Origin of the sequence: Actinacidiphila oryziradicis (assembly GCF_005047355.1) — a bacterium.
Lineage (GTDB): Bacteria > Actinomycetota > Actinomycetes > Streptomycetales > Streptomycetaceae > Actinacidiphila > Actinacidiphila oryziradicis.
In genome coordinates this window covers 14,132-37,468 of record NZ_SUMC01000033.1, presented here as the reverse complement: position 1 = coordinate 37,468, position 23,337 = coordinate 14,132, and the positions used below count along the sequence as shown (strand labels likewise).

Genomic DNA, 23,337 nt, shown 5'->3' with positions numbered 1-23,337 from the left:
CTAATCCCGGCCCGTGCCGCAGCCTTCGTAGGGGGATGATCCCCAGAGAGATCGGATGTACTCGTCCGGACCCGTCATGTCATGCCGTGCCCCATGAGGAGCGGTAGGCGGCCCAGTCGCCCGGTGTCGCCGCGAAGTCGACATAGAGGGCAAGACCGAAGCGCTCGCGGCCCCGGGCGTGCCGGGCGAGCGCCAGCCTGGCCCCGCGTGCGGCGGCGGAGACGGTCTCGGCGGAGGCGTGGTGGCCCGTGTTGTCGGTGTGGTAGGCGGGCAGGCCGATGAGGAGGTCGGTGGACGCCGGGGTGGCCTCCAGGGCGAGGGCGGTCTGCTGGGCCACATAGCCGCCGTAGAGGCTCGGCAGGGGCATCCCGGTGTCGTAGGCCATGACGGCGACCTGGTCGACGCGGCCGGCGACCTCGCCGAAGTACTTCTGGGACCACCACTTGGGCGTGCCGGGGAGACGACCGACCGTGGAGTGGAGCGCGGGCAGAGGGTCGATCTTTGGTGTGGCGACCGAGAGCGGGACGCCGCGCGCGGCAGTGGTGCGGTGCACCGAGTCGAGCAGGGCGAGGAAGCCCCGGTCGCCGGAGTACACCGGCTCCAGGTCCAGGTGGACGCCGTCGAAGCCGGCATCGAGTACCTGGACGGCACTCGCCCGGATCCGGGCCCGGGTGGCGGCATCGCCCGTACGGAGCCCCGCCGATCCGCCGTGCGAGACGACGTCGCCCAGCCAGGCCTGGACCCGGACGCCCGGGAACGCGCGGTGCGCCTCGCGGATGAACCAGGCGGCGTCCGAGCGGTAGAGCGACGCCCGGAGGCTGCCGTCGTGCTCCAGGGGGCCGGCATGGACATACAGGTCACGGATCCCGGTTCCCCCGATAAGGCGCTTCAGCGCGGCTATGTCGGAGGCATCCCGCCGCCCGTCCACCCAGGAGTGGCCCAGCCAGACGGCGTCGTGGCCCCGGGTGCGCCCGGCGGCGGAGGGGTCGCCCGTGTATTCCAGGCGCAGAGCGGTCCCGGCGGCCAGCCCGGGCATCAGCACCAGCAGGGCCGCGGCGATGCCGGCCCGGCACAGCCACGCCCGGGTGCGCCCACCACGTCCGAGGGCGAGCCGGAGGGAGTGCAAAACCGCCGCGCAGCGGGGACGTATATGCCAAGACATCCGACCTGTACTCTCCTAAAATCCCGCACAGCTCTGGACGGGACGCCCAGAGCGGCGCTATACATTCGGACGACCCAAAAAGATCCGATGTCTCACGACAGGGGTATGCATGAGTCCGACCAACACCGCGGTCATCACCGATGTCGAAGTCTTCGACATCCGCTTCCCGACCTCGGAACAGCTCGACGGCTCGGACGCCATGAACCTCGACCCCGACTACTCCGCCGCCTATGTCGTTCTCCGCACCGACGACCCCGGCGGGGCCGAGGGGCACGGCTTTGTGTTCACCATCGGCCGGGGCAACGACGTCACCGCCGCCGCCATCCGATCGCTCAGACCCTATGTCGAAGGCCGCACGGTCGACAGCGTCACCGGCGATCTAGGGGGATTCCACCGCCAACTCACCCATGACTCCCAACTGCGCTGGCTGGGACCGGAGAAGGGCGTCATCCACATGGCGGCCGGCGCCCTCATCAACGCCGCCTGGGATCTCGCCGCCAAGCGTGCCGGGCAGCCGGTGTGGGAATTCCTTGCCTCGATGACCCCTGAACAGATCGTCGGCCTCGTCGACTTCCGGTATCTGACGGACGCACTCACCCCTGACGAGGCCCTCGCCATCCTGCGCGCCGCCGAGCCCGGCCGCACCGAGAGGGCCGCGCGGCTGCGCGAGCGCGGCTACCCGGCGTACACCACCTCGCCCGGCTGGCTCGGCTACTCCGACGAGAAGCTGGTCCGGCTGTCCAAGGAGGCCGTCGCCGACGGCTTCGGCCAGATCAAACTGAAGGTCGGCGGTGACCTCGGCGACGACATCCGCCGCCTTGGGCTCGCCCGCGAGGCCGTCGGCCCGGACATCCGGATCGCCGTCGACGCCAACCAGCGCTGGGACGTCGGCGCCGCGCTGGAGTGGATGAAGGCACTGGCGCCCTTCGACCCGTACTGGATCGAGGAACCGACCAGCCCCGACGACATCCTCGGCCACGCCGCCGTACGCGCCGGGCAGCCGGTGAAGGTGGCCACCGGCGAGCATGTCGCGAACCGGGTCGTCTTCAAGCAGTTGCTCCAGGCCGGGGCGGTGGACTTCGTACAGATCGACGCGGCCAGGGTCGCCGGCGTCAACGAGAACATCGCGATCCTGCTGCTGGCGGCGAAATTCGGCGTGCCCGTCTGCCCGCACGCGGGCGGGGTCGGACTGTGCGAACTCGTCCAGCACCTCTCGATGTTCGACTACGTCGCCGTCTCCGGGAGCTGGGACGACCGCGTCATCGAGTACGTCGACCACCTCCACGAGCACTTCACCGCCCCCGCCGTCATCGAAGGCGGCCGCTACCGCGCCCCGGCCACCCCCGGCTTCTCCGCCGAGATGCGACCCGAGTCCATCACCGACCACATCTATCCCGACGGGCCCGTCTGGCAGGCCCGTCGCAAGGAGGCAAGCTGATGACCGAGTCCGACTTCGAGGGCTTGGCCGCCCTCGTGACCGGAGGCGCCTCCGGCATCGGCGCCGCCACCGCTGCCCTGCTCGCCGCCCGCGGCGCCCGGGTGGCGGTGCTGGACCGAGACCCGGGCGGGGCACCCAAGGGCACGATTGCGGTCAAGGCCGATGTCACCTCCGACGAGGCCGTACGGGCCGCCGTCGCCGAAGCCGTCGGTGAACTCGGCGCGCTCCACATCGTCATCAACAACGCGGGCATCGGCGCCATCGGGACCGTGGAGGACAACACCGACGACGAATGGCACCGGGTCCTGGACGTGAACGTCCTCGGCATGGTCCGTACCGCCCGCGCCGCGCTCCCGCATCTGCGCGCCGCCGCCACGACCCGCCCCGGCGCGGTGTCGATCACCAATACCTGCTCCATCGCCGCCACCGCCGGCCTCCCGCAGCGCGCCCTCTACAGCGCCACCAAGGGCGCGGTGCTGTCGCTGACCCTCGCCATGGCCGCCGACCATGTCCACGAGGGCGTACGGGTCAACTGCGTCAACCCCGGCACCGCCGACACCCCCTGGGTCGGCCGGCTGCTCGACCAGGCCGACGACCCGGCGGCCGAACGCGCCGCCCTGGGCGCCCGCCAGCCGATGGGACGGCTGGTGAGCGCGGAAGAGGTCGCCGCCGCCATCGCGTACCTGGCAAGTCCCGCCGCCGCGAGCGTCACTGGAACCGCGCTCGCCGTCGACGGAGGAATGCAAGGACTGAGACTGCGTCCGCCGGCCCAATAGCCGGCGCCACCAAGAAGGGCAGGGCTCGACGATGAGACTGCGTACCACTGGCGTGGCCGCCTGCGCCGTGCTGCTGGCTGCTACCGTCCTGACGGGCTGCAACCGGGGCAGTGACAGCAAGGCGGGGACATCCGGCAAGGTCGGTATCGACATGCCGCGCACGGACACCGATTTCTGGAATTCCTACCAGCAGTACCTGGAGAAGGGCATCAAGGACAAGGTCGTCTCCGCTCTCCCGCTCTCCAACTCCCAGAACGACATATCAAAGCTCGTCGCCAATGTGCAGACCTTCACCGACCAGGGCGCCAAGGCCATCGTGATGGCGCCCCAGGACACCGGAGCCATCGCCTCGACCCTGGACCGGCTGGCCAAGGCCAAGATCCCGGTCATCAGCGTCGACACCCGCCCGGACAAGGGCAATGTCTACATGGTCGTACGCGCGGACAACCGCGCCTACGGCACCAAGGCCTGCGAATACCTCGGCAAGCAGCTCGGCGGCAAGGGCAAGGTCGCCGAGCTGGAGGGCGATCTGTCGTCCATCAACGGCCGGGACCGCTCGGAGGCGTTCGCCGCCTGTATGAAGCAGAAATACCCGGGGATCAAGGTCTATGAGCTGCCCACCGAATGGAAGGGCGATGTCGCCTCGGCCAAGCTCCAGACCCTGCTCGCCGCCCAGCCGGACCTGAACGGCATCTATATGCAGGCCGGCGGTGCCTTCCTGGAGCCCACTCTCGCCCTCCTCCAACAGAAGAACCTGCTCAAGAAGGCCGGGACCAAGGGCCACATCACGATCATCTCCAACGACGGCATCCCCGGCGAGCTCGACGCCATCCGCGCGGGCAAGATCGATGCCACCGTCTCCCAACCGGCCGACCTCTATGCGAAGTACGCGCTCTACTACGCCAAGGAAGCGCTGGCCGGGAAGACCTTCAGCCCCGGGAAGACCGACCACGGCTCAACGATCGTCAAGATCCCGAACGGCCTGGAGGACCAACTGCCCGCGCCCGTGGTCACCAAGGACAACGTCGATGACGCCGGTCTGTGGGCCAACCAGCTGGGGAAGGCGAAGTGACCGCAGCGGCCGTCCACGCCGAGGGCGTCACCAAACGCTTCGGGCCGACTCTCGCCCTCGACGGAGTACGGCTGACCGTCGAGGCGGGGGAGTCCCATGCCCTCGTCGGGCGCAATGGCGCCGGGAAGTCCACGCTCGTTTCCGTGCTGACCGGGCTGCACCGCCCGGACGCGGGCCGGGTCACCTTCAACGGTGAGCCCGCGCCCGCGTTCGGGGACACGGCGGCCTGGCAGACGAAGATCGCCTGCGTCTACCAGAAGTCGATGGTCGTCCCGGATCTCACGGTCGCCGAGAATCTTTTCCTGAACAGATACAGCCTCAACAGTTCCGACGGCGGCCGGGTCATCCGCTGGCGGGCACTGCGGACCAGAGCCCGCGAGCTGCTCGCCGAGTACGGTGTCGAGGTCGATCCCGCTGCCCGCGCCAAGGACCTCAGCGTCGAGCAGCGGCAATTCGTCGAAATCGCCAGAGCCCTCTCCTTCGGCGCCCGGCTGATCGTCCTCGACGAGCCGACCGCCCAGCTCGACGCGGCCGGCATCGACCGGCTCTTCGCCAGACTCCGTGAACTCCAGGCCCAGGGCGTGGCTTTCCTGTTCATCTCGCACCACCTTCAGGAGGTCTACGACCTGTGCTCCACGGTCACCGTCTACCGGGACGCGCGGCACGTCCTCACCGCCCCGGTCGCCGGGCTCCCCAAGGGTGACCTGGTCGCCGCGATGACCGGCGAGACAGGCGAGACCGGCAGCGGCGCCGCCCGGCGCCGCCCGCCCGGGGCACTGACACCCACCGGGGAGCCGGTACTGCGCACCGAAGGGCTCGCCCTGCACGGCGGCTTCGCCCCCGTCGACCTGGCCGTCCGCCCCGGCGAAGTGCTCGGCCTCGCCGGGGCCACCGCCAGCGGCAACACCGCCCTCGGCGAGGCCCTGGTGGGCCTGCGCAAGCCCACCGCCGGCACGATCACGGTGCGCGGCCGAACCGTACGCCCCGGCTCGGTGCCCGACGCGCTGGCCGCCGGAATCGGCTACGTACCGGAGGACCGGCACCGCCAAGGGCTCGTTCTCGGCCGCAGTGTGGCCGAGAACGCCACCCTCACCGTCGCCGACCAGCTGGGGCCCTGGGGCACCGTGCTGCCGTCCCGCACCCGGCGGTTCGCCAACCGCATGATCGCGGCGCTGGACATCAAGACCTCGGGCCCCGACCAGCCCGTGTCCGGCCTCTCCGGCGGCAACCAGCAGAAGGTCGTGATCGCCCGCGCCCTGGCCCGGGACCCCAGCGCGCTGGTGGCGATCCGGCCCACCGCCGGGGTGGACGTCAAGTCCAAAGAAGCGTTGCTCGGGGTCGTACGCGCAGTCGCCGACGGCGGCAGCGCCGCAGTCATCGTCTCGGACGAGCTGGATGACCTACGGGTCTGCGATCGAGTGCTCGCGTTCTTCCACGGGCAGATCATCGCGGAGTTCGGCAGCGGCTGGACGGATCGCGAACTCGTCGCCGCGATGGAGGGGCTGACATGACCGGCACCGTGGCCCGCGCCTGCGGCGCTATCCTCTCCCTGCCCCTTCCCGGCTGCGGCCGATATGCGGCTGGCGCCGCGTGGTGGGGCTCCGCCCCCAGGCCCGCCCCCTACGCCCTGCGGGCGTGGGGGGACCCCCAGGTCCTCAAACGCCGGACGGGCTGGATTGTGCCGGCGTTGTGCGCAGGCGTTCCGCATGGCGATGGGGGCACCTCCCATGCCCTTAAGGCGATGGGGGAGGGTGGGCACAACCCGGCCACCGGCCCGTACAGGACCGCGGGTCCAGGGGCGCAGTCCGAAGCGCCGCAGGCGCCCGCGCAAACCGGCCCCGGCCTACGGCCCGATCCCGAACGGGGAGTCCACCGATGACTGACACCATGCCGCCGTCCGCGACCACCGCCGACGGCCCCGCCAAGGACCGCGCCACCGGGCGCCGCCCCGCCCTCGCACGCTGGCGTGACTTCTCACTCGTCCCGGTGATCTTCGTCCTGGGCGTCATCGGCTTCATCGTCTCGCCTGTCTTCCTGACCACCGACAACCTCATCGGTGTCCTTCAACAGTCCAGCGAGCTCAGCCTGCTCGTGCTCGGCGAGGCGCTGATCCTCATCGCCGGGCGCATGGACCTCTCCCTCGAATCGACCATCGGCGTGGCCCCCGTGATCGCCATGTGGCTGGTCTTCCCAGCCCATGGATCCCGCTTCGCCGGCATCGGCCTGCTGCCCTCCTGGACCGCCATCCCGGTCTGCCTCGCCGTCGGCGCGCTGATCGGCGCCGTCAACGGCTTCCTGATCCTGAGGCTGCGCGTCAACGGATTCATCGCCACGCTCGGCATGCTCACCATGCTCCGCGGTCTGCAGATCGGCGTCGCCGGGGGCCAGTCCATCATCGACGTCCCGGGCTCCTTCTCCTACCTCGGCCAGGCCAGCTGGTTCGGCCTCCCCGCCTCCGTATGGATATCCCTCACCCTCTTCGCGGCGGGCGGCGCCGCCCTGGCTTATCTGCGGCACGGTCGCGCGCTCTACGCGATCGGCGGCAACGCGGAGGCGGCTCGCGCGGCCGGTATCCGGGTCGACCGGGTCACCTGGATCGTGCTGTGCGTCGGCGGATTGCTCGCCGCGTTCGCGGGCGTCCTCTACACCGGGCACTACGGCTCGGTGGCCGCCACCCAGGGCAATGGCTGGATCTTCCAGGTGTTCGCGGCCGCCGTCATCGGCGGCATCAGCCTCAACGGCGGCCGCGGCACGCTCTTCGGAGCGCTGACGGGTGTGCTCACACTGCAACTCGTCGTCAATGTCATGACGCTCGGCGGTGTTCCCCCGCTGTGGAACCAGTTCCTCAACGGTGCCATCATCATCGTCGCCCTGATCATCTCCCGTTTCGCCAGCGGCGAGCAGCAGGACTGAAGGAGCCCCCGGTATGGAGCAGCTGCCCCGCCTCGGCCTGGGCTGCGCGCCCCTGGGCAACCTCTACCACTCGGTGCCGGAGGAGCAGGCGCTCGCGGTGGTCGAGGCCGCCTTCGACACCGGCTGTACATACCTCGACACCGCCCCGCACTACGGCCTCGGCCTGTCCGAGGAGCGGCTGGGCCGGGCGCTCGCCGGGCGGGACCGGTCCTCGTATGTCCTGTCCACGAAGGTCGGACGGCGGCTGCGGCCGCTGCGGGCGGGGGAGCGGGTCGACGGGCAGGGCTTTGTCGACACCCCGCCACGCGCCCGGGAGTGGGACCTCAGCCGGGACGGCATCCGGGCCACCATCGAAGCCTCGCTGGAGCGGCTCGGCACCGACCACGTCGACATCGTCTATCTCCACGACGTCGAGGACCGTGTCGAGGAGGTCTACGACATCGCCTTCCCGGCCCTGGCCGAGCTGCGCGCAGAGAAGGCTGTCGGTGCCATCGGCTTCGGCATGAACCGCAGCGATGTGCTGGCCCGTTTCGTCGCCGACCTCGATGTCGACGTCGTACTGTGCGCGGGCCGCTGGACGCTGCTGGAGCGCACGGCGTACGACGACGGCCTGCTCGCCGCCTGCACCCGGCGCGGCACCTCGATAGTCGTCGGCGGGATCTACAACTCCGGCCTGCTCGCCGACCCGAGACCCGGCGCCACCTACAACTACGAAGCCGCGCCGCCCGGCATACTGGCCCGCGCCCAGGCCCTGGCCGCCGTCTGCGCGGAGTTCGGTGTGCCGCTGCGGGCGGCGGCCCTGCGTTTTCCCTTCGCCCACCCGGCTGTCGTGTCGGCGGTCGTCGGCGCCGCCGGCCCCGCCGAAGTGCGGGACAACGCCACGATGTTCTCCTACCCCGTCCCCGGCGGCCTCTGGGCCGCCCTTGTCGAGCGCGGACTGCTCGGCGCCGACCTTCCGCTTCCACTCTGAGGAGTCCTGCGGTGCGCATCGACGCCCACCACCACCTCTGGGACCTGACGGCCCGCCCCCAGCCTTGGATGGACGGCCTCTGGGCGGACCCCATCGCCCGGACCTGGACGCCCACGGCATCCACGCCACCGTCGTCGTAAAGTCCGGCTCGTCCCTGGACGAGACCCGCGAGTTGCTGGCCGCCGCCGACCGCTCCGACCGCATCGCCGGGGTCGTCGGCTGGACCGACCTCACCCGTCCGGTGTTCCCGCGAAACCTGCGATCGCCCGCGGTGACTGGGAGCCCAGGGCCTCGCAGCTCCGGCAGTTGGCTGCCCTTCCCAACATCGTCTGCAAACTCTCCGGCCTCACCACCGAGGCCGACTGGGAGAAATGGCGCCCCCAGGACGTCCTCCCCTACGCCCGCCACGTCCTGGACGCCTTCGGACCCGACCGCGTCCTCTTCGGCTCCGGCTGGCCCCTCTGCACCCTCGCGGGCCGCTACGCCGACGTCTTCGCCGTCGCCGAACAGGCCGTTGCCGCGCTGAGCCCTTCGGAGCGGGCGGCGGTTTTCGGCGGAAACGCGGTGCGGGTGTACGGGTTGGGCCAGGCCCGGTCTGGCGGTTGAGCGGGCGTGCTCCGGGAAGCGGGCCGAGCCCGGCCCAGCTGTCAGAGGGTGGACCGCAGCCACTGCTCCACGCTCGCGATGTGCACCGTCGCCCAGGAACGCGCGGCCTCCGCGTCGCGGTCGCGCAGGGCGCCCAGGATCGCGCGGTGCTCGAAGAGGGTGCGGTTGGTGGCGTCCTCCTGGGTCAGCCCGCGCCAGACCCGGGCCCGGGTGGTCGGTCCGGACAGCCCGTCGAGCAGTGAGCAGAGCACGGAGTTGCCGGTGGCCTGCACGATGCCGCGGTGGAACTCCAGGTCGCAGGCGACCAGTTCCTCCACCGAGGGCCGGAGGCCGAGGGCTTCGAGCTGTGCGTCGAGGGCGTCGAGGGCGGCCTCGCTGATGAGCGTGGTCGCGATCGCGGTCGCGGCCGGCTCCAGGATCCGCCGTACCGCGAGAAATTCGAGCACCGTGTCGTCGCGGTGGAAATCCACGACGAAGCTCAGCGCTTCCAGCAGCAGCTGAGGATCGAGGCTGGTGACGTAGGTGCCGTCGCCCTGCCGCACATCGAGGATGCGGATCAGCGACAGCGCCCGCACCGCCTCGCGCAGCGAATTGCGGGAAAGCCCGAGCTCCGCGGCGAGTTCGCTCTCCTTGGGCAGCCGGTCGCCCGGGCGCAGCGCGCCGGAGACGATCATTCCCTTGATCTTTTCGATCGCCTCATCGGTGACCGCCATGGCGACCTCCCCTGGTGAATACCTCCGATGTATCGCCCTCATTATGACCTGGAAGCCGGCCGGCACCGCACCGCCGGAAATGCTTGGACAATCCGGCCGAAGAGCTGCTTCTTTGGGATCATGACATCCATCTGGACCGGGAAGCGCGTACGACTGCGAGCTGTCGAACCGGAGGGGTGGGAGCGCTTCCGGCGATTCGACGAGGACTCCACCGCGAAGCGCGACGGACACATGATCCGCCCGCCGCGCTCGGCGGAGTCGCTTCGCGGCGGGCGGCGCACTCGTGGCTGGCGTGAGCGTCAGGCTATGCCAGTGGGATGAGGTCCCCCTGGAACTCGTTGGGCAACTGTTCCAGGAGGTCCCGGAACTCCTCCTTGCTCACGGCGTCGCGCATCGTCGAGAACACCGCGCGCACGCCTATTCGCGCCAGGCTCTCGTCGTCCACCTTCGCGCGCCGTTTCACCCGCTGCACGAACTCATCGACGCCGAACTTCTGGGCGACCTCCTCCGGCGGGACCACTGGCGGCGCGACGTCCGCGGGCAGCTGGTCGGCCAATTCCCGGGCCAGGCCGCCGGTGATCCGCTCCGCAAGGGTCAACATCGTGGCGTAGATCAGCTCCCTGGCCAGGTCAGGCGGCACGTCGGCCCGTTCGGTGACAGTCCGGACGAACTCGTCGTACTCCATGATGTCTCCTCGCCGGATCGCATGGATCTTCCTACCGCATCACTCCCAATAATGGCGTATATCGCAAAATGGGACAAATTATCACCGGTGTCGGTCGCTCGCTGAAGCCGTAGCGGCATCGACGTCGCCGGTTTCAGCTGCGTACAGGGGGCGGCGGCCACCCTCCAGCCGTCCAGGCCGTAGGGTTGGGAGTATCGACTCGGCCAGCCTCAACCGGACGCGGAGGTCAGGGACAGCCATGAAAAGTGCAGAGGTGTTGGCTGATGCTTTCGAGCGAGTCCGTGAGGCGGTACACGCTTCGGTGGAGGACCTTTCGCCCGGCCATCTGAACGCTCGCCTGGATGAAGAGGCAAATTCCATCGCGTGGCTGGTGTGGCACTTGGCCAGGGTCCAGGACGATCATGTCGCTGACGTCGCAGGACTTGAGCAGGTCTGGCTCGCGCAGGGCTGGGCCGACAGGTTCGAATTGCCCTTTCCCCCCGAGTCCACCGGCTACGGACACACCAGCGCCCAAGCGGCGTCGGTGCAGGTCGCATCTGCGCAACTACTGCTCGGCTACTACGACGCCGTGCACGAGCAGACCTTGGAATTCGTACGCGGGCTCGACGATGCCGACTTCGACCGCATCGTGGACAAATCGTGGACTCCGCCGGTGACCCTGGGCGTGCGACTGATCAGTGTCATCTCCGATGACTTGCAGCACGCCGGCCAGGCGGCATTCATCCGCGGAGTGCTCCTGCGGCGCTGAGAAGCCCGTCGGCCGGAGACGGTGAGCAAAAACCCGGCCGACCGCCCCTCCGCGTCCGATGCGGCTCCGTCCTGCGGCCGACGCCCGCCGCGCTACTGGCGGGCGTGGGTCACCGTAGGTCGGAGCCGCGGGCACGGCTACAGCTCGGTTTGCTCGAAGTAGGCATCCAGAGCCACGTCGAGTTCTGCCGCCCACTCCTTGAGGTGGCTCTTGGCCGGTGCCGTGACCTCGGCCGAGTACCAGCGGCGGGTGGTCATATAGACCGTGACGGTGAACCGGCGCCCGAACCGGGCGGCATCCACCTCGACCGCGCCGATCTCGTCCCAACCGAACTCGGCCTCCTCGCCGTCCAGCGTGAACCGGACCCCGGTGCGGTCCGCGGTGATCGAACCGCGGCGGTCGGAGACCTCGAAGACGGGGCCGTCGATTTCCTGTTCGCCCTCCTCTCCGGAGCCGGCCGCCTCTTCCGGGTCGTCCGGGGGGACGACGACGTCTTCCGGCGGCTGCTCCGCTGCCTTTCCCGGGGCTGTCTCCTCCGCCTCAGCAGGGCGTGAGGAGGGAAAGCCGGGGACGTGCGCCGGATCGGTCCCGGCGGTTTGCACGGGCTGGATATACGGACCTATGCGTTGCTCCACGGCGGGCAGTATGGCCGATGAACCTGTGCCGGGAACAGCCGACTCTCTGCGGCACCGAAACTGATATGGAGTCGCTTGCGCCGCGCCTGCGCCGGGACGGGCCGCCGGTGTCTCGCAGTGGGCGAGGAACACCGGATCGGCTGAGCGATCTCGCCTCGCACAAGCAAAGGCCTGTTGAGCTGGGGTTTCTCCTTGCTCACCAGGCCGAGCGGCGTGCTCCGGGTCGCGCATCCGCGTCCTCGGCGGCGTCATCAACGAGTATCGATACCCGCCCTGACGTGCAACGATGCCTTTACGAGTCACCCGCAGGCAAACTCTAGAGCGCGGGTGGTGGTTGGCGTGCATCTTTCGCGCAATGGCTCCCGCGATATTCCCAGGCGGCAGTGAGAGGGCAGTCTTGGGGTCATGACAACTCCTTTGACGATGCGTGCGGTTGGCCAGGACGTCCTCGGGGGGCCCGAGGTGCTGAAGGTGGTCGATGTCGACCGTCCGGAACCGGGATTCAGCGAAATCCTCGTGAGGGTTCACGCGGCAGGCCTCAATCCGGCGGACTGGAAGCACCGGGCCCTGCGGCTTCTCGGCGAGGCACCGCACACCCTCGGCTGGGACGTCTCCGGTGTCGTCGAAGCGGTCGGGCGGGGCGTCACTCTCTACCGGCCCGGCGATGAGGTCTTCGGGATGCTGCCCTACCCCTACGGTGTCGGCTCCCACGCCGAGTACGTCACCGGGCCGACCCGCGCCTTCGCTCTCAAACCTCCTTTGCTGGACCACATACAGGCCGCAGCTCTGCCGTTGGCTGCCCTGACTGCCTGGCAGGCGCTGATCGACACCGTCGACATCCGTCCCGGCCAGCGGGTCCTCATCCACGCTGCCGCCGGCGGAGTCGGTCACCTTGCGGTGCAGATAGCCAAGGCCCGGGGCGCGTACGTCGTCGGCACTGCGAGCGCCCAGAAGCACGACTTCCTGCGGGCGCTGGGCACGGACGAGGTCATCGACTACCGCACCACTGACTTCGTCGAAGCCGTGGGCGACATCGATGTTGTCCTTGACACGCTCGGCGGCGACAACTGCAGCCGATCCCTGCGCGTCCTGCGCAGGGGCGGCACGGTGGTATCCGTCCTGTCCCTCGGCCAGCCCGACCTCACCGAGGCGGCGGGGAGGCGCGGCGTACGCGTGGAGCGCATGCTCGTCGAGCACGATCACGGCGGCATGAAGGCCATCGCGGACCTGGCCCGCGCCGGCAAACTGCGCGCCGAGATCGCCGACACCTTCACCCTCGGCGAGGCCGCCAAGGCCCACGAGCTCGGCGACTCACACCGCACGACCGGCAAGCTGGTCCTCGTCATGGGCTGACGCCATGAGGAAGACCGGGCGCAGGGAAGTAGGCCTGATTTACCGCTACGGCGTGCCCCCCATGGTCAGTAGCGGCTTCGCGCGTACGTGCCGCAGGAGCCTTCCAACCCGTCGAGGAGTGGGGAGGCGGCGAGCAGTACCGATTTCCCCGGTGCTCCGGCGACGGCGCTGATCGGGGCCCGGCGCGGGACACTGGAAGTGTGTGCCGAGCATCCCGGTGACAAGGGGGACAGCGAACGGATGCCCGGCCGGCAGTCGCGCGCCGGCAACCGGCGAGGAGGCCGTAGTGGAATTCGACGTGATCGTGGAGATCCCGCAGGGGTCCCGCAACAAGTACGAGATGGACCATGAGGTGGGGCGGATCCGGCTGGACCGGATGCTGTTCACCTCGACCAAGTATCCGGCCGACTACGGCTATATCGACGGCACGCTGGGTCTCGACGCCGAGCCGCTCGACGCGCTCGTCATCGTCGGCGAACCGACCTTTCCCGGCTGCACCATCCTTTGCCGGGCCATCGGCATGTTCGTGATGAGCGACGAGAACGGGCCGGACGACAAGATCCTTTGCGTCCCCGCCCGTGATCCCCGGTACGACGACACGCAGGACATCGGCGACTTCCCCAAGTTCGACCGGATGGAGATCACCCACTTCTTCCAGGTCTACAAGGATCTGGAGCCCGGCAAGTCCGTCGAGGGCTCCCACTGGGAGGGTCGGGACGACGCGTACGCCGAGATCGAAGCCTCCCGCGAGCGCGCCGCGAGCCAGCCGTCCGGCCACCCGGCCTGACCGGCGCTCCGACTCCGCACCAGGGCGGGAAAGCCCTCGCTGGCCCGGGCGCTGCGATGGCATGCTGGCGGTGTGAACGGACCGGAGATCCACATCAGCTTTGACGCCGAGCTGAAGCTTTTCGCGGCGCCTGAACGACGCCGTGGGCGCACGTCGGTATCCACCGACGGGGCGTCCTCCCTCGGGCATGTCGTGGAGTCCCTCGGAGTCCCGCTCACCGAGGTCGGCCGGCTGCTCGTCGACGGCCGGGAGACCCAAGCGAATCATGTGCCGCGCCTCGGCGAGGTCATCGAGGTGTGCGCGGTCACGCGGCCGCAACCGGTGCCGGGCGCGCCCCTGCGGTTCCTGCTCGATGTGCATCTGGGAACGCTCGCCCGGCGGCTGCGGCTGCTGGGGATCGACGCCGCGTACGAGAGCGACGACATCGGCGACCCCGCGCTGGCCGCGCGCTCGGCGGCCCAGCGGCGGGTAATGCTCTCCCGGGACAGGGGTCTGCTGCGACGACGGGAGATCTGGGCGGGGGCGTACATCTACAGCGACCGGCCGGATGAGCAGCTGCGGGATGTGCTGGGCCGCTTCGCACCGAAGCTCGCGCCCTGGACACGGTGCACGGCCTGCAACGGGCAGCTCCGGGACGCCGACAAAGAGGCCGTCCGGGAGAGGCTGGAGCACGGCACCCGGCGTTCGTACGACGACTTCGCGCAGTGCACGGCGTGCGAGCGCTTGTACTGGCGCGGCGCGCACCATGCACGGCTGGAGGCGATCGTCGAGGGCGCGCTGAGCGAATTCGGGGGCGCGGCCGTCCAGGCCTAGTACTCATCATCCGAGTGGTGATCGTTCCGCGGGTGGCCTCTCGCACCGGCCCACGCCCCCGCACCGCCGGCACCACGCACCGCACCGGCCGCATCGGGCGCCGTGCCGAGGAGCGGGCTTCAAGGAACCACCTCCTGGCGCGCTCGTAGGTCAGGTCACCCCCCTGGACACCTTCTACGGGCGGAATCACGGGCCGATTCCCCGCATGGACGCGGCGAGCTGGCGGCTGCGAGTGGACGGGCTGGTCGATCGCGCGCTGCAGTTGTCGATGGGCGAACTGGAGCGCCGCTTCCCTGAGCGGGAGGTGGTGGCGACACTGCAGTGCGCGGGCAACCGCCGCGCCGATCTCCTGGAGTTCCGCGACATACCGGGCCAGGAGCCCTGGGGCCCCGGAGCCACCTACACGGCATCCTGGAGCGGGGTGGGCCTGGCAGATGTGCTGGCCGAGGCCGGACTGCAAGCGGAAGCGGCCCACATCGCCTTCACCGGCACCGATGTGTCACAGGAGGCCGACCCGCCACAGGCCTTCGGCGCCTCCATCTCGGCGGCGAAGGCCACCTCCGGCGAGGTGCTCTTGGCCTGGGCGATGAATGGTCAGGCTCTGCCCGTCGCGCACGGCGCCCCACTGCGCGTGGTCGTCCCGGGCTGGATCGGCGCCCGCAGCGTCAAATGGATCCAGCGCGTCACCGCCCAGGTCGAACCGTCCGACAACTACTTCCAAACCGTCTACAAGGTCCTGCCTCCCGAAGCCGACCCTGCCAAGGCCGACCCGGCCCGCACCAGCGCGATGCGGTGGGGTGCGTTGACCGCCAGCCAGCGGGCCGGGGCGGATTCCATCAGCTTGAAGAGCATGGCCGGTCCGGCGGCCCGGCTGCCGGCACCTTGGTCACCTATCCTGGCCCCGTTCGCCGTGCCGGCGCTGGCGGTCCCCTCGCCCCCGAGGCTTGTAACCGGTGCGGAAGACCATCGAAGACATACCGGGAGTATCACGATGATGACCAAGCAGGAAGCAGCCGACGCGGTCTGCGGCGCTCGCGTCGAGCGCGGAGTGACCTGGGCTCAGCTGGCCGAGGCGGTTGGCCGTCCGGTCGTCTGGACGACGGCCGCCGTCCTGGGGCAGCACCCGATGAGCGCCGCCGAGGCCGAAGCCGCCGCGTCCGCCTTGGAACTTGGCCAGGACGTCGTCAAGGCACTCCAGTTGCAGCCCACCCGCGGAGCGCTGGGCGCCGCGGTCCCCGTGGATCCCACCGTCTACCGCCTGTACGAGGTGTTGCAGGTGTACGGACCGACCATCAAGGAACTCATCCACGAGGAGTTCGGCGACGGGATCATGAGCGCCATCAACTTCCGTCTCGACGTCAAACGCGTTCCCGATCCGGAAGGCGACCGGGTGGAGATTGTCCTGAACGGAAAGTTCCTGCCCTACCAGTGGTGAGCGGCGCGGGTCTTGCCTTGCCGCAGCCACCCATGCGGGGCTTCATAACACGCTGACTCGCTGCCAAGGACATCGAACTACTTGTGCTGCGGCATCCGCGGCGGTTGTTGCCGGCCGGCGCCCTGACCGACTGCGGAGAGGCACCGCTGCATGCCGTACGGTCGGTGTACGCCGTCGCTGGGCGGTCGCTACGCCTCGGCCGGTGCATGGCTGGGGTCATGTCGCCGAATGCGGTGGCGACCCACCGCGCTCTACGACTTCGGCGGCTACTGCGCGCCGGGTGTCCGCGGCAGCTGGAACGTAGGGTCCGCACCGGTTTTGCCGCTCACCTGAACAGATGAGGGTTGCCGGCCCCACAGCGGTGCGCGCGTGGGGTGTTTTGGTCGGTTCAGATGATCCCCTCCGGCGCTGGTCATGGTCGAATGGAGGTGACGCGGGCGCACGGTGCGAGATCCCGTGGACACCGACCCCGGCTCCGTCCCCGCCCGCACGGCGCAGCACGGCCCTGATGCGGCCGCGACTCCTACCGCGTATGCCCGGCGACTGCGGCGTACGGCGGAATCCGGGCCGGCAGGGGCCTCGCGGCGTGGCTTGACAGCGATAGACAGACTTGTCTATCCTCGCCGCATAGAACAGACCGGTCCGTCTAGTGTAGGAGTTCTAATGTCTGCCAACGATCTCAACGGCCTCACCGCGCTCGTCACTGGCGCCACGTCCGGCATCGGCCGCGCCACCGCCGTGCAGCTCGCCCGCCAGGGTGCCGAAGTCCTCGTCCACGGCCGCGACGCAGACCGCGGCGAGGCCGTCGTCAAGGAGATCATCGCCGCAGGTGGCAAGGCCCGGTTCGTCGCCGGAGACCTCAGCGACCTCAGCGGTGTGCAGAACGTCATCGGCCAGGCCGGTGACGTCGACATCCTCGTCAACAACGCGGGCTTCTCCTGGTTCGGCCCCACCGCCGATCTTTCGGCCGAGACCTTTGACGCCCTCTTCGCCGCCAACGTCCGCGCTCCCTTCCTCCTGGTCGCCGCTCTCGCACCGAGGATGGCCGCCAAGGGGTCCGGCAGCATCATCAACATCGACAGCATGGCCGGACGGATCGGCCTCGCCGGCGGTGCGGCCTACGGAGCCACCAAGGCCAGCCTCTCCGCCCTCACTCGTTCCTGGGCCGCGGAGTTCAGCCCCAGCGGTGTCCGGGTCAACGCGGTCGCTCCCGGCCCCGTCTACACCGGCGGCGCCTCCGAGGAGCGCATCACCCAGCTCGGATCCACCACACCTTTCAACCGCAGTGCCAAGCCCGAGGAGATCGCGGAAGCCATTGCCTTCCTCGCCTCCCCCCGCGCCAGCTACGTCACCGGCGCCACCCTTCCCGTCGACGGTGGCCGCACCGCCGTCTGACAGCCCAACGGGCAACTGGCCGCCACTCGTCGGCGGACGGCGTAGCCACCCGGGCAGACCAAAGTGAGCCGCGCCTGCTTTGCCCTCGGGGCGCGAGGGTGGTCCACCGCGCATATGCGGCGGCGAGCGCGCCGGGCACGCGTCGCGGAACAGGCAGGTGGTGGCTGCGGGCGGTAGGTATCCCAGGCAAGCACCCGGGCGTCGCCGGTTCTCTCACCTGGATCGGTGAGTACCGAACCGGCGATCTGCCCGGGGCGCCGACGCGAACCCCGACGTCAGCGCGGTGAGGTAGACGTTCTTGGCCAGGTCGCCAGGTCGCCCGGTCGCCAGGTCGTGCCCGGTACCGGGCGCAGGCCCGTAGTGCCTGCTGTGTGAGCGTGAGCACCCGGGGCGGTGTCAGACCGAGGGTCCGGTGTCGGTGGCAGGTCTCGTGCGGCCAACGGGGCGATGCGGTGCAGGTCGTCCGGTGCATTGTCATGGTCCTCAAAGGTCCAGCGAGACGGTGAAGTGTGTCGTCGTCGCCGGCCGTGCCAGCATCGCGATGATGTCGGTCGGCAGGCCGTCTCCGGCTCGCCAGGCCTGGTAGGCCGCGTCGTGCGACTCGGTCTCCCACTGCTCGACGACGATCACGTGGGCAGGATCCTTTTCGTCGACGATGACGCGGACTCCGGTGCTGCCGGCGAAGGCGCGCGTATCCCTGGCCGCTGCCGAGGTGGCGTCCAGGCCGGCGCGGGCGAAATCGGGTTGAAACTGCATCGGCATCCGGAACTGGGACTTCTGCGGTGGGACTGCGACATTCTCACCGTCCAGCGCAGCGATCTCCGCGTGGTCGTCTATACGGCACAGTCGGCAGCTCCTGGGCGGTGATCGGCTCCTTGGGGACATACGGATCTGCGGCTTGTGCTTGTTCAAGGTTCCGATGAGCGGCGTGCTCGATCTCGAAGGCGGAACCCGAAACAAAAAAGAAGGGCCCCAACGATTCCCGTGATGGGTTTGGCAGTTGGCGGCAGTTGGTGGGTTCCGGTCTTCATACAGGGCTGCTCGACCCGGGACGGGCTATGGATCTCGCGCCGCTTGTCGGAACGGTGGCGGGAGTGGTGAGTGCTCTCGGTGTCCCGCTCGCCGGGTACGCCGTCCTGGCGCCGGAAGGTGCCGTCGGGCCCGGCGGTCAGGGCGGCCGTCGACGGCCGCCGTGACCGCCGGACAAGTTGCCGCGGGCGCCGCCTTCGCGGCTTGCCGGGGGTGTCTTTGGGGCACTAATGAAAGGTGATGCGCACGCACACCCCTGGGGTCTCGCCGCCTGTCCGAGCCCCCCGCCCGTGTTTGCCTGCCGACCGCTGTGGGAGACGTCCGTGGAGGCGTATGAGGATTACCGCCATGTCCTGGCCCGGGTCCGCCACGAACTCGGCGCGTGGCGCCCGGCCGAGGAGTTCGACGCGGCGCTGCCGGCCGATGGGCTGATGAACCAGGCCGCACGCGTGGCGGGTTCCACGGATCCCGTCGCCCATGACGGCGTCCACCCGACGCCGTTCGGTCACCGCGTGCTCGCCCAGGCGCGGGCCGCCCGAGTCACCACCACCGCCTGAGACCCACCGCAGCGGGCGCCGCGGAGCAGCGCGCCCACCCCCCACCCGGAGGTCCCCTGTGCACATGAGAGCCGTCCTCGCCAGGCTTCTGCCCGCGACGCTGATCGCAGCGATCGCCCTGGTCGCCCTGCCCGGCCAACCCGCCATCGCCAAGAGCGACTTCACCGCCAAGCCCTTCATGGGCTGGAGCAGCTGGAGCGTGGAGTCCTCCTCCCGATCCGGATACGGGACGGCCTGGCTGAACGAGAACAACATCAAGAACGCAACGGACGCGGTGGCCACCAACCTCAAGTCGGCCGGGTACAGCTACATCAACGTCGATGCAGGCTGGGACGCCACCTTGAGCTGGAACTTCCACACCGATGCCAACGGCATCCCCGACCCGGACCCGGCGCGCTTCCCGAGCGGCATGGCGAGCCTGGCGTCATACATTCACGGCAAGGGGCTCAAGTCCGGGATCTACCTGGGCATCGGCCTGGAGAAGGAGGCGTACGACAAGAACGCCCCCATCGCCGGGACCAGTTGCCACACCCAGGACGTCGCCGTCCAGCCGCTCACGGCCACCAACGGGTGGGGCTCCAACTGGAAGATCGACTACTCCAAGCCCTGCGGTCAGAGCTACATCAACTCCATCGCGAACAAGTTCGCTTCCTGGGGCATCGACTTCATCAAGATCGACGGCACCACCCAGGACAACGTTGCCGACATCGCCGCCTGGTCGCAGGCCATCGACCAGTCGGGCCGGCAGATGTACCTGACCGCCAGTGCCTGGCCGGTCCCGGTCTCCATAGCCGGCGCGTTGAAGCCCTACGCCAACGGCGTACGGGTCGACACCGACGTCGAGTGCTACTGCAACACCGTCTCGTCCTGGAGCAGCTCGGTCAGCGCCAGGTGGAACGACCTGCCGAACTGGCTGGGTTCCGTCGGCTCCAACTACTGGCCCGACCTGGACTCCATGCCCGTCAACAACAACACGGGATCGGGCATCCAGGACGGGCTGAACGACACCGAGCGGCAGACCGTCATGACGTTCTGGTCCATGGCCTCCGCCCCGCTGTACGTCGGCGGTGATGTCTACTTCATCGACAGCAAGGCCGTCTCCATCCTCAGCAACCCCGAGGTCATCGGAGTCGACCAGGCCGGCCGCATACCGACCCAGGTCACCGGCGGCACGCTGCAGGTCTGGAAGAAGCAGATGCCCGACGGCAGTACCGTGGCCGCCGTCTACAACCTCGGCTCCAGCGCGAGCAACATCACCGTCGACCTGGCCTCGCTGGGGCTGAGCGGGACCCAGTCCGTACGTGACCTGGCCTCGCGTACGGAGCTGGGCACCGCCTACGGCAGCTGGACCGCGAGCGGCGTGCCCGCTCACGGTTCCCGGCTGATCCGGCTGACCCCGGCGGTCGGCGGGCCGATCACGGGCATCGGGTCGAAGTGCGTCGACATCAGCGGCGGCAACACCGCCGACGGCGCCGGCATCACCATGTACACCTGCAACGGTCAGTCCAACCAGTTCTGGAGCCACATCGGGAACACCTTCCAGTCGCTCGGGAAGTGCCTGAACGTCATCGGTGGCGCCACCGCGAACAGCACCCGTGTGGAGCTGCGGACCTGCAACGACTCCGGCGCCCAGCAGTGGACGGCGCCCGGCGACGGCACGCTGCACAACCCGCAGTCAGGGCGCTGCCTGGACGCCGCGGGAGGCGGCACGGCCGACGGCACCCCGGTCATCATCTACGACTGCGGCGGCGGTTCGAACCAACTCTGGACGTATCCCTCCTGAGGACCCAGTCCGTCCGCGAGCTGGGCCGGCTCGGCCGGGCGCCCTGGTGCGGATCCCGTACCGCTGCGGCGGGCAGCGGCTGGGCCGACCGGGTGAGCCGGTCGGCCCTGTTGCCCAGTGTGCCGGCCTGTGGCGGTTCCCGGACCGCCGCAGGCCGGCTGAATACGCACGGGAGCCTGGCGGGGGAGGCCGCCGCCACCGTCGCGGAGCTGCTGCCTGCTCCCTGCGGATCGATGATCCGCAGGGAGCAGATACCACTCACCAGGATCCGGACGGACCTAACGGAGCCTTACCAGCCCGCCCGGTACCGTCCGCCGCCTCGTCGTCCACCCTGATCAGGTGCAGGGACGTGCTCGACCAGTCCCCGCGCGGCAGCTCCGGCGTGATCCCGTACCCGGTCAGTACGGACGCGTGATGCATGGCGCCGGTACGGGCTTCCCGGTAGCGCGCGGCGGGATCCAGGCCGGCGAGCCTGAGGGCGGGGCGCGGTGTGCCGTGGCGCGGCGCCCGCTGCCACACCAGCACGAAGGCCTCCCGGCGATCGGCGGTGGTGTACTGCACGGCGGACGGTGCGTCGTCGACGGGACCGCGCAGCCGGTGCTGGGTGCCGTGCTGCACGATATGACGGACCTTCTTGTACTCCGCCACCAGCTCGGCGCCCTGGGCGAGTTCCTCCGCCGTCCAGTGCGCCAGATCGCCGCCCAGCGCCAGTACCCCCGCCATCGCGACGTGGAAGCGGTAACGCAGCGGCACCGAGCGGCCGGTGAGCTGATTGGGCACATCCGTCACCCAGGCCGCCATCGTCCGTGCCGGGTAGATCTGGCTGAAGCCGTACTGGATGGAGACCCGGTCCGCCGCATCGGTGTTGTCGGACGGCCACGCCTGGTCCGTACGGGAGAGGATGGCCAGGTCGACGCGGCCGCCGCCCCCGCTGCACGTCTCGATCCGCAGCCCCGGGTGGTCCGCACGCAGCCGGTCGATGACGCCGTAGAGGTTGTGCACGTACCGCGTCCACAGCAGGTCCTGGCCGTTCTCGCGGCCGGGCCAGCCGGCCTCGCTGAAGGCGCGGTTCATGTCCCACTTGAGGAAGTCGATGCCGTTGTCCGCGACCAGCCTTGTCAGCCAGCCGTAAGCCCACTCGGCGACATCGTCGCGCGCGAAGTTGAGCACCAGCTGGTTGCGCAGCTCGGTGCGGGTGCGGTGCGGGAAGTGCAGTACCCAGTCCGGGTGCGCGCGGTACAGGTCGCTGTCCGGGTTGACCATTTCGGGCTCCACCCACAGGCCGAAGCGCATGCCGAGCCGGTGGACCTCCTCGACCAGCGGGCCGAGCCCGTCGGGGAAGCCCTTGGTGGCCGGTGCCCAGTCGCCGAGTCCGGCCGTGTCGTCGCGGCGGGCCCCGTACCAGCCGTCGTCGACGACGTAGAGCTCCACCCCCAGCTCCGCCGCTCGTGCTGCAAGCGCTTTCTGTCCGGTCTCGTCGACAGTGAAGCCGGTGGCCTCCCAGGAGTTGAACAGCACTGGGCGCAACTCGTCCGGGTACGGAAGCACATGGGCCAGGATGTGCGCGTGCCAGGCGCGGCTCGCCGCGCCGAAGCCGCCGTCGGTGTACACGGCGGCGTAGCGCGGGGTCGCATACTCCTCACCCGGGCCGAGCGGCAGTGGCGCTCCGTCATGCCCGGCTCCGCCGGTGAAGGCCGTACGTCCGTCGGGGGTGCGCTGCACGGTGACGTGCCAGCTTCCGCTCCAGGCCAGAGCCGCGCTCCACACTTCGCCCCGGTCCTCGGTGGCGTCGCCGGCGTCCAGCATCACCCACGGGTTCGCGTGGTGGCTGGTGATGCCGCGCCGGCTGGTGAGCACGGTCTCGCCGTGCGGTACCGGCTCCCGGTGCAGCAGGCCCTCCGCCGACCACTGGCCCGTGACATGGCTGATCCGGTAGTCGTCGCGCGGCGGCAGTGTCCAGGCGGCCGAGTCCCCGCGCAGCACAGAAAGCGATTCCTGTCCGGTGTTGCGCAGGACGGTCCAGCGCTCGATGACATCGGTGTCGTCGGAGACACGGTAGTGCAGGGAGACCGCCAGTGGGTAGTGGCGGTCACGGAACTCCAGGGCCAGTTCGGCCGTTCCGGGCGCCGGTTCGTCGATCCGGTGGCCCACGGGCTCCCACTCGAAGGCACGGGTGTTGTCGGCGAACTGAACCCGGAGGGACGGCGCTCCGTACCTGGCCCCTCCGTCGACGGGCAGCTCCTCGCCGGCCGCGGGGCGGCCCTCGAAGCTGCTGATCTCCACGGCCGGAGGAAGTACGAGCTCCTCGGCCGCCGCGAGGGTCAGCCGTGGCCCCCACGCGAGATGGCAGGGCGCTCCCGTGTCGTCGATCCGCAGTGCGTACGACGTGTGCGCGGTGGAGAGCAGCCAGACCCCGGAGGCCGGGGCGAAGGAGATCGCAGACATTGACCCTCACGTTCAGATAGCG

22 protein-coding genes and 2 pseudogenes are annotated in these 23,337 nt (G+C 69.7%); 17 read left to right on the top strand and 7 right to left on the bottom strand.

Translation table 11 applies throughout. The features are described from left to right. Positions 1-79 precede the first annotated feature (79 nt). On the bottom strand, positions 80-1,162 hold the full coding sequence (locus FCI23_RS29320; RefSeq protein WP_407646042.1) for a glycoside hydrolase family 18 protein: 1,083 nt from the start codon (positions 1,160-1,162) through the stop codon (positions 80-82). Positions 1,163-1,271: 109 nt separating this feature from the next. On the opposite strand from FCI23_RS29320, the gene FCI23_RS29315 reads away from it, so the two are divergent. From FCI23_RS29315 to FCI23_RS63905, 8 genes are all read left to right on the top strand, one after another. Next, a complete protein-coding gene (locus FCI23_RS29315; RefSeq protein ID WP_136726958.1) occupies positions 1,272-2,600 on the top strand; it encodes an L-fuconate dehydratase in 1,329 nt (442 codons plus the stop codon). Beyond that, positions 2,600-3,376, top strand: coding sequence for an SDR family NAD(P)-dependent oxidoreductase (locus FCI23_RS29310; protein ID WP_136726957.1), 777 nt, complete (start codon positions 2,600-2,602; stop codon positions 3,374-3,376). Before FCI23_RS29315 ends, FCI23_RS29310 begins: the two co-directional genes overlap by 1 nt. Before the next feature lie 31 nt (positions 3,377-3,407). After that, positions 3,408-4,448: a sugar ABC transporter substrate-binding protein gene (locus tag FCI23_RS29305; RefSeq protein ID WP_136726956.1), complete on the top strand. Its 1,041-nt coding sequence runs from the start codon at positions 3,408-3,410 to the stop codon at positions 4,446-4,448. After that, positions 4,445-5,959, top strand: coding sequence for a sugar ABC transporter ATP-binding protein (locus tag FCI23_RS29300; RefSeq protein WP_136726955.1), 1,515 nt, complete (start codon positions 4,445-4,447; stop codon positions 5,957-5,959). Before FCI23_RS29305 ends, FCI23_RS29300 begins: the two co-directional genes overlap by 4 nt. 364 nt (positions 5,960-6,323) lie before the next feature. Further along, complete coding sequence (locus tag FCI23_RS29295; RefSeq protein WP_136726954.1) at positions 6,324-7,361, top strand: ABC transporter permease; 1,038 nt, start codon at positions 6,324-6,326, stop codon at positions 7,359-7,361. A gap of 13 nt (positions 7,362-7,374) precedes the next feature. Further along, on the top strand, positions 7,375-8,331 hold the full coding sequence (locus FCI23_RS29290; protein ID WP_136726953.1) for an aldo/keto reductase: 957 nt from the start codon (positions 7,375-7,377) through the stop codon (positions 8,329-8,331). A gap of 11 nt (positions 8,332-8,342) precedes the next feature. Beyond that, positions 8,343-8,471, top strand: a complete 129-nt coding sequence (locus FCI23_RS63910) for a hypothetical protein (protein WP_407646041.1) — start codon at positions 8,343-8,345, stop codon at positions 8,469-8,471. A 166-nt stretch (positions 8,472-8,637) separates the two neighbouring features. Continuing rightward, positions 8,638-8,937 carry an amidohydrolase family protein gene (locus FCI23_RS63905; protein WP_407646040.1) on the top strand — a complete coding sequence of 100 codons (300 nt, stop codon included), beginning with the start codon at positions 8,638-8,640 and terminating at the stop codon, positions 8,935-8,937. Between the two features lie 41 nt (positions 8,938-8,978). Here FCI23_RS63905 and FCI23_RS29280 read toward each other — a convergent pair whose 3' ends face one another. Both FCI23_RS29280 and FCI23_RS29275 read right to left on the bottom strand, forming a co-directional pair. After that, complete coding sequence (locus FCI23_RS29280; protein ID WP_136726952.1) at positions 8,979-9,650, bottom strand: FadR/GntR family transcriptional regulator; 672 nt, start codon at positions 9,648-9,650, stop codon at positions 8,979-8,981. Between the two features lie 304 nt (positions 9,651-9,954). Next, positions 9,955-10,335, bottom strand: a complete 381-nt coding sequence (locus FCI23_RS29275; RefSeq protein WP_136726951.1) for a DUF2267 domain-containing protein — start codon at positions 10,333-10,335, stop codon at positions 9,955-9,957. 238 nt (positions 10,336-10,573) lie between these two features. Here FCI23_RS29275 and FCI23_RS29270 point away from each other — a divergent pair, with 238 nt between their 5' ends. Further along, positions 10,574-11,083, top strand: coding sequence for a mycothiol transferase (locus FCI23_RS29270; protein ID WP_136726950.1), 510 nt, complete (start codon positions 10,574-10,576; stop codon positions 11,081-11,083). Positions 11,084-11,220: 137 nt separating this feature from the next. On the opposite strand, the gene FCI23_RS29265 is transcribed toward FCI23_RS29270, so the two are convergent. Further along, positions 11,221-11,718 (bottom strand): hypothetical protein, encoded by a 498-nt coding sequence (locus FCI23_RS29265; protein WP_136726949.1) that lies wholly within the window; start codon positions 11,716-11,718, stop codon positions 11,221-11,223. Positions 11,719-12,123: 405 nt separating this feature from the next. Between FCI23_RS29265 and FCI23_RS29260 the strand changes: the two genes are divergently transcribed. The 4 genes and pseudogenes from FCI23_RS29260 to FCI23_RS29245 form a co-directional block, all read left to right on the top strand. After that, entirely contained in the window at positions 12,124-13,071 is a 948-nt protein-coding gene (locus tag FCI23_RS29260; RefSeq protein WP_136726948.1) for an NADP-dependent oxidoreductase, read from the top strand. Between the two features lie 286 nt (positions 13,072-13,357). Continuing rightward, positions 13,358-13,858 carry an inorganic diphosphatase gene (locus FCI23_RS29255; RefSeq protein ID WP_136726947.1) on the top strand — a complete coding sequence of 167 codons (501 nt, stop codon included), beginning with the start codon at positions 13,358-13,360 and terminating at the stop codon, positions 13,856-13,858. A gap of 72 nt (positions 13,859-13,930) precedes the next feature. Continuing rightward, on the top strand, positions 13,931-14,671 hold the full coding sequence (locus FCI23_RS29250) for a Mut7-C RNAse domain-containing protein (RefSeq protein WP_136726946.1): 741 nt from the start codon (positions 13,931-13,933) through the stop codon (positions 14,669-14,671). Positions 14,672-14,834: 163 nt separating this feature from the next. Further along, positions 14,835-15,377: pseudogene (locus tag FCI23_RS29245) on the top strand (molybdopterin-dependent oxidoreductase); the annotation flags it as partial. A gap of 20 nt (positions 15,378-15,397) precedes the next feature. Here the strand turns inward: FCI23_RS29245 and FCI23_RS64635 are convergent. Further along, positions 15,398-15,556, bottom strand: a pseudogene (locus FCI23_RS64635) (IS256 family transposase); the annotation flags it as partial. A gap of 106 nt (positions 15,557-15,662) precedes the next feature. Between FCI23_RS64635 and cynS the strand changes: the two are divergent. Both cynS and FCI23_RS29235 read left to right on the top strand, forming a co-directional pair. Then, positions 15,663-16,106, top strand: a complete 444-nt coding sequence (gene cynS / locus FCI23_RS29240) for a cyanase (RefSeq protein ID WP_136727019.1) — start codon at positions 15,663-15,665, stop codon at positions 16,104-16,106. 663 nt (positions 16,107-16,769) lie between these two features. Then, a complete protein-coding gene (locus tag FCI23_RS29235) occupies positions 16,770-17,501 on the top strand; it encodes an SDR family NAD(P)-dependent oxidoreductase (RefSeq protein WP_136726945.1) in 732 nt (243 codons plus the stop codon). Between the two features lie 483 nt (positions 17,502-17,984). Here FCI23_RS29235 and FCI23_RS29230 read toward each other — a convergent pair whose 3' ends face one another. Then, complete coding sequence (locus FCI23_RS29230; protein WP_211265505.1) at positions 17,985-18,413, bottom strand: putative quinol monooxygenase; 429 nt, start codon at positions 18,411-18,413, stop codon at positions 17,985-17,987. Between the two features lie 440 nt (positions 18,414-18,853). Between FCI23_RS29230 and FCI23_RS29225 the strand changes: the two genes are divergently transcribed. Further along, entirely contained in the window at positions 18,854-19,087 is a 234-nt protein-coding gene (locus FCI23_RS29225; RefSeq protein WP_136726944.1) for an SGNH/GDSL hydrolase family protein, read from the top strand. Between the two features lie 64 nt (positions 19,088-19,151). After that, a complete protein-coding gene (locus FCI23_RS29220) occupies positions 19,152-20,870 on the top strand; it encodes a glycoside hydrolase family 27 protein (protein ID WP_211265504.1) in 1,719 nt (572 codons plus the stop codon). A 258-nt stretch (positions 20,871-21,128) separates the two neighbouring features. Here FCI23_RS29220 and FCI23_RS29215 read toward each other — a convergent pair whose 3' ends face one another. Next, positions 21,129-23,315: an alpha-galactosidase gene (locus tag FCI23_RS29215; RefSeq protein ID WP_136726942.1), complete on the bottom strand. Its 2,187-nt coding sequence runs from the start codon at positions 23,313-23,315 to the stop codon at positions 21,129-21,131. Positions 23,316-23,337: the final 22 nt, after the last annotated feature.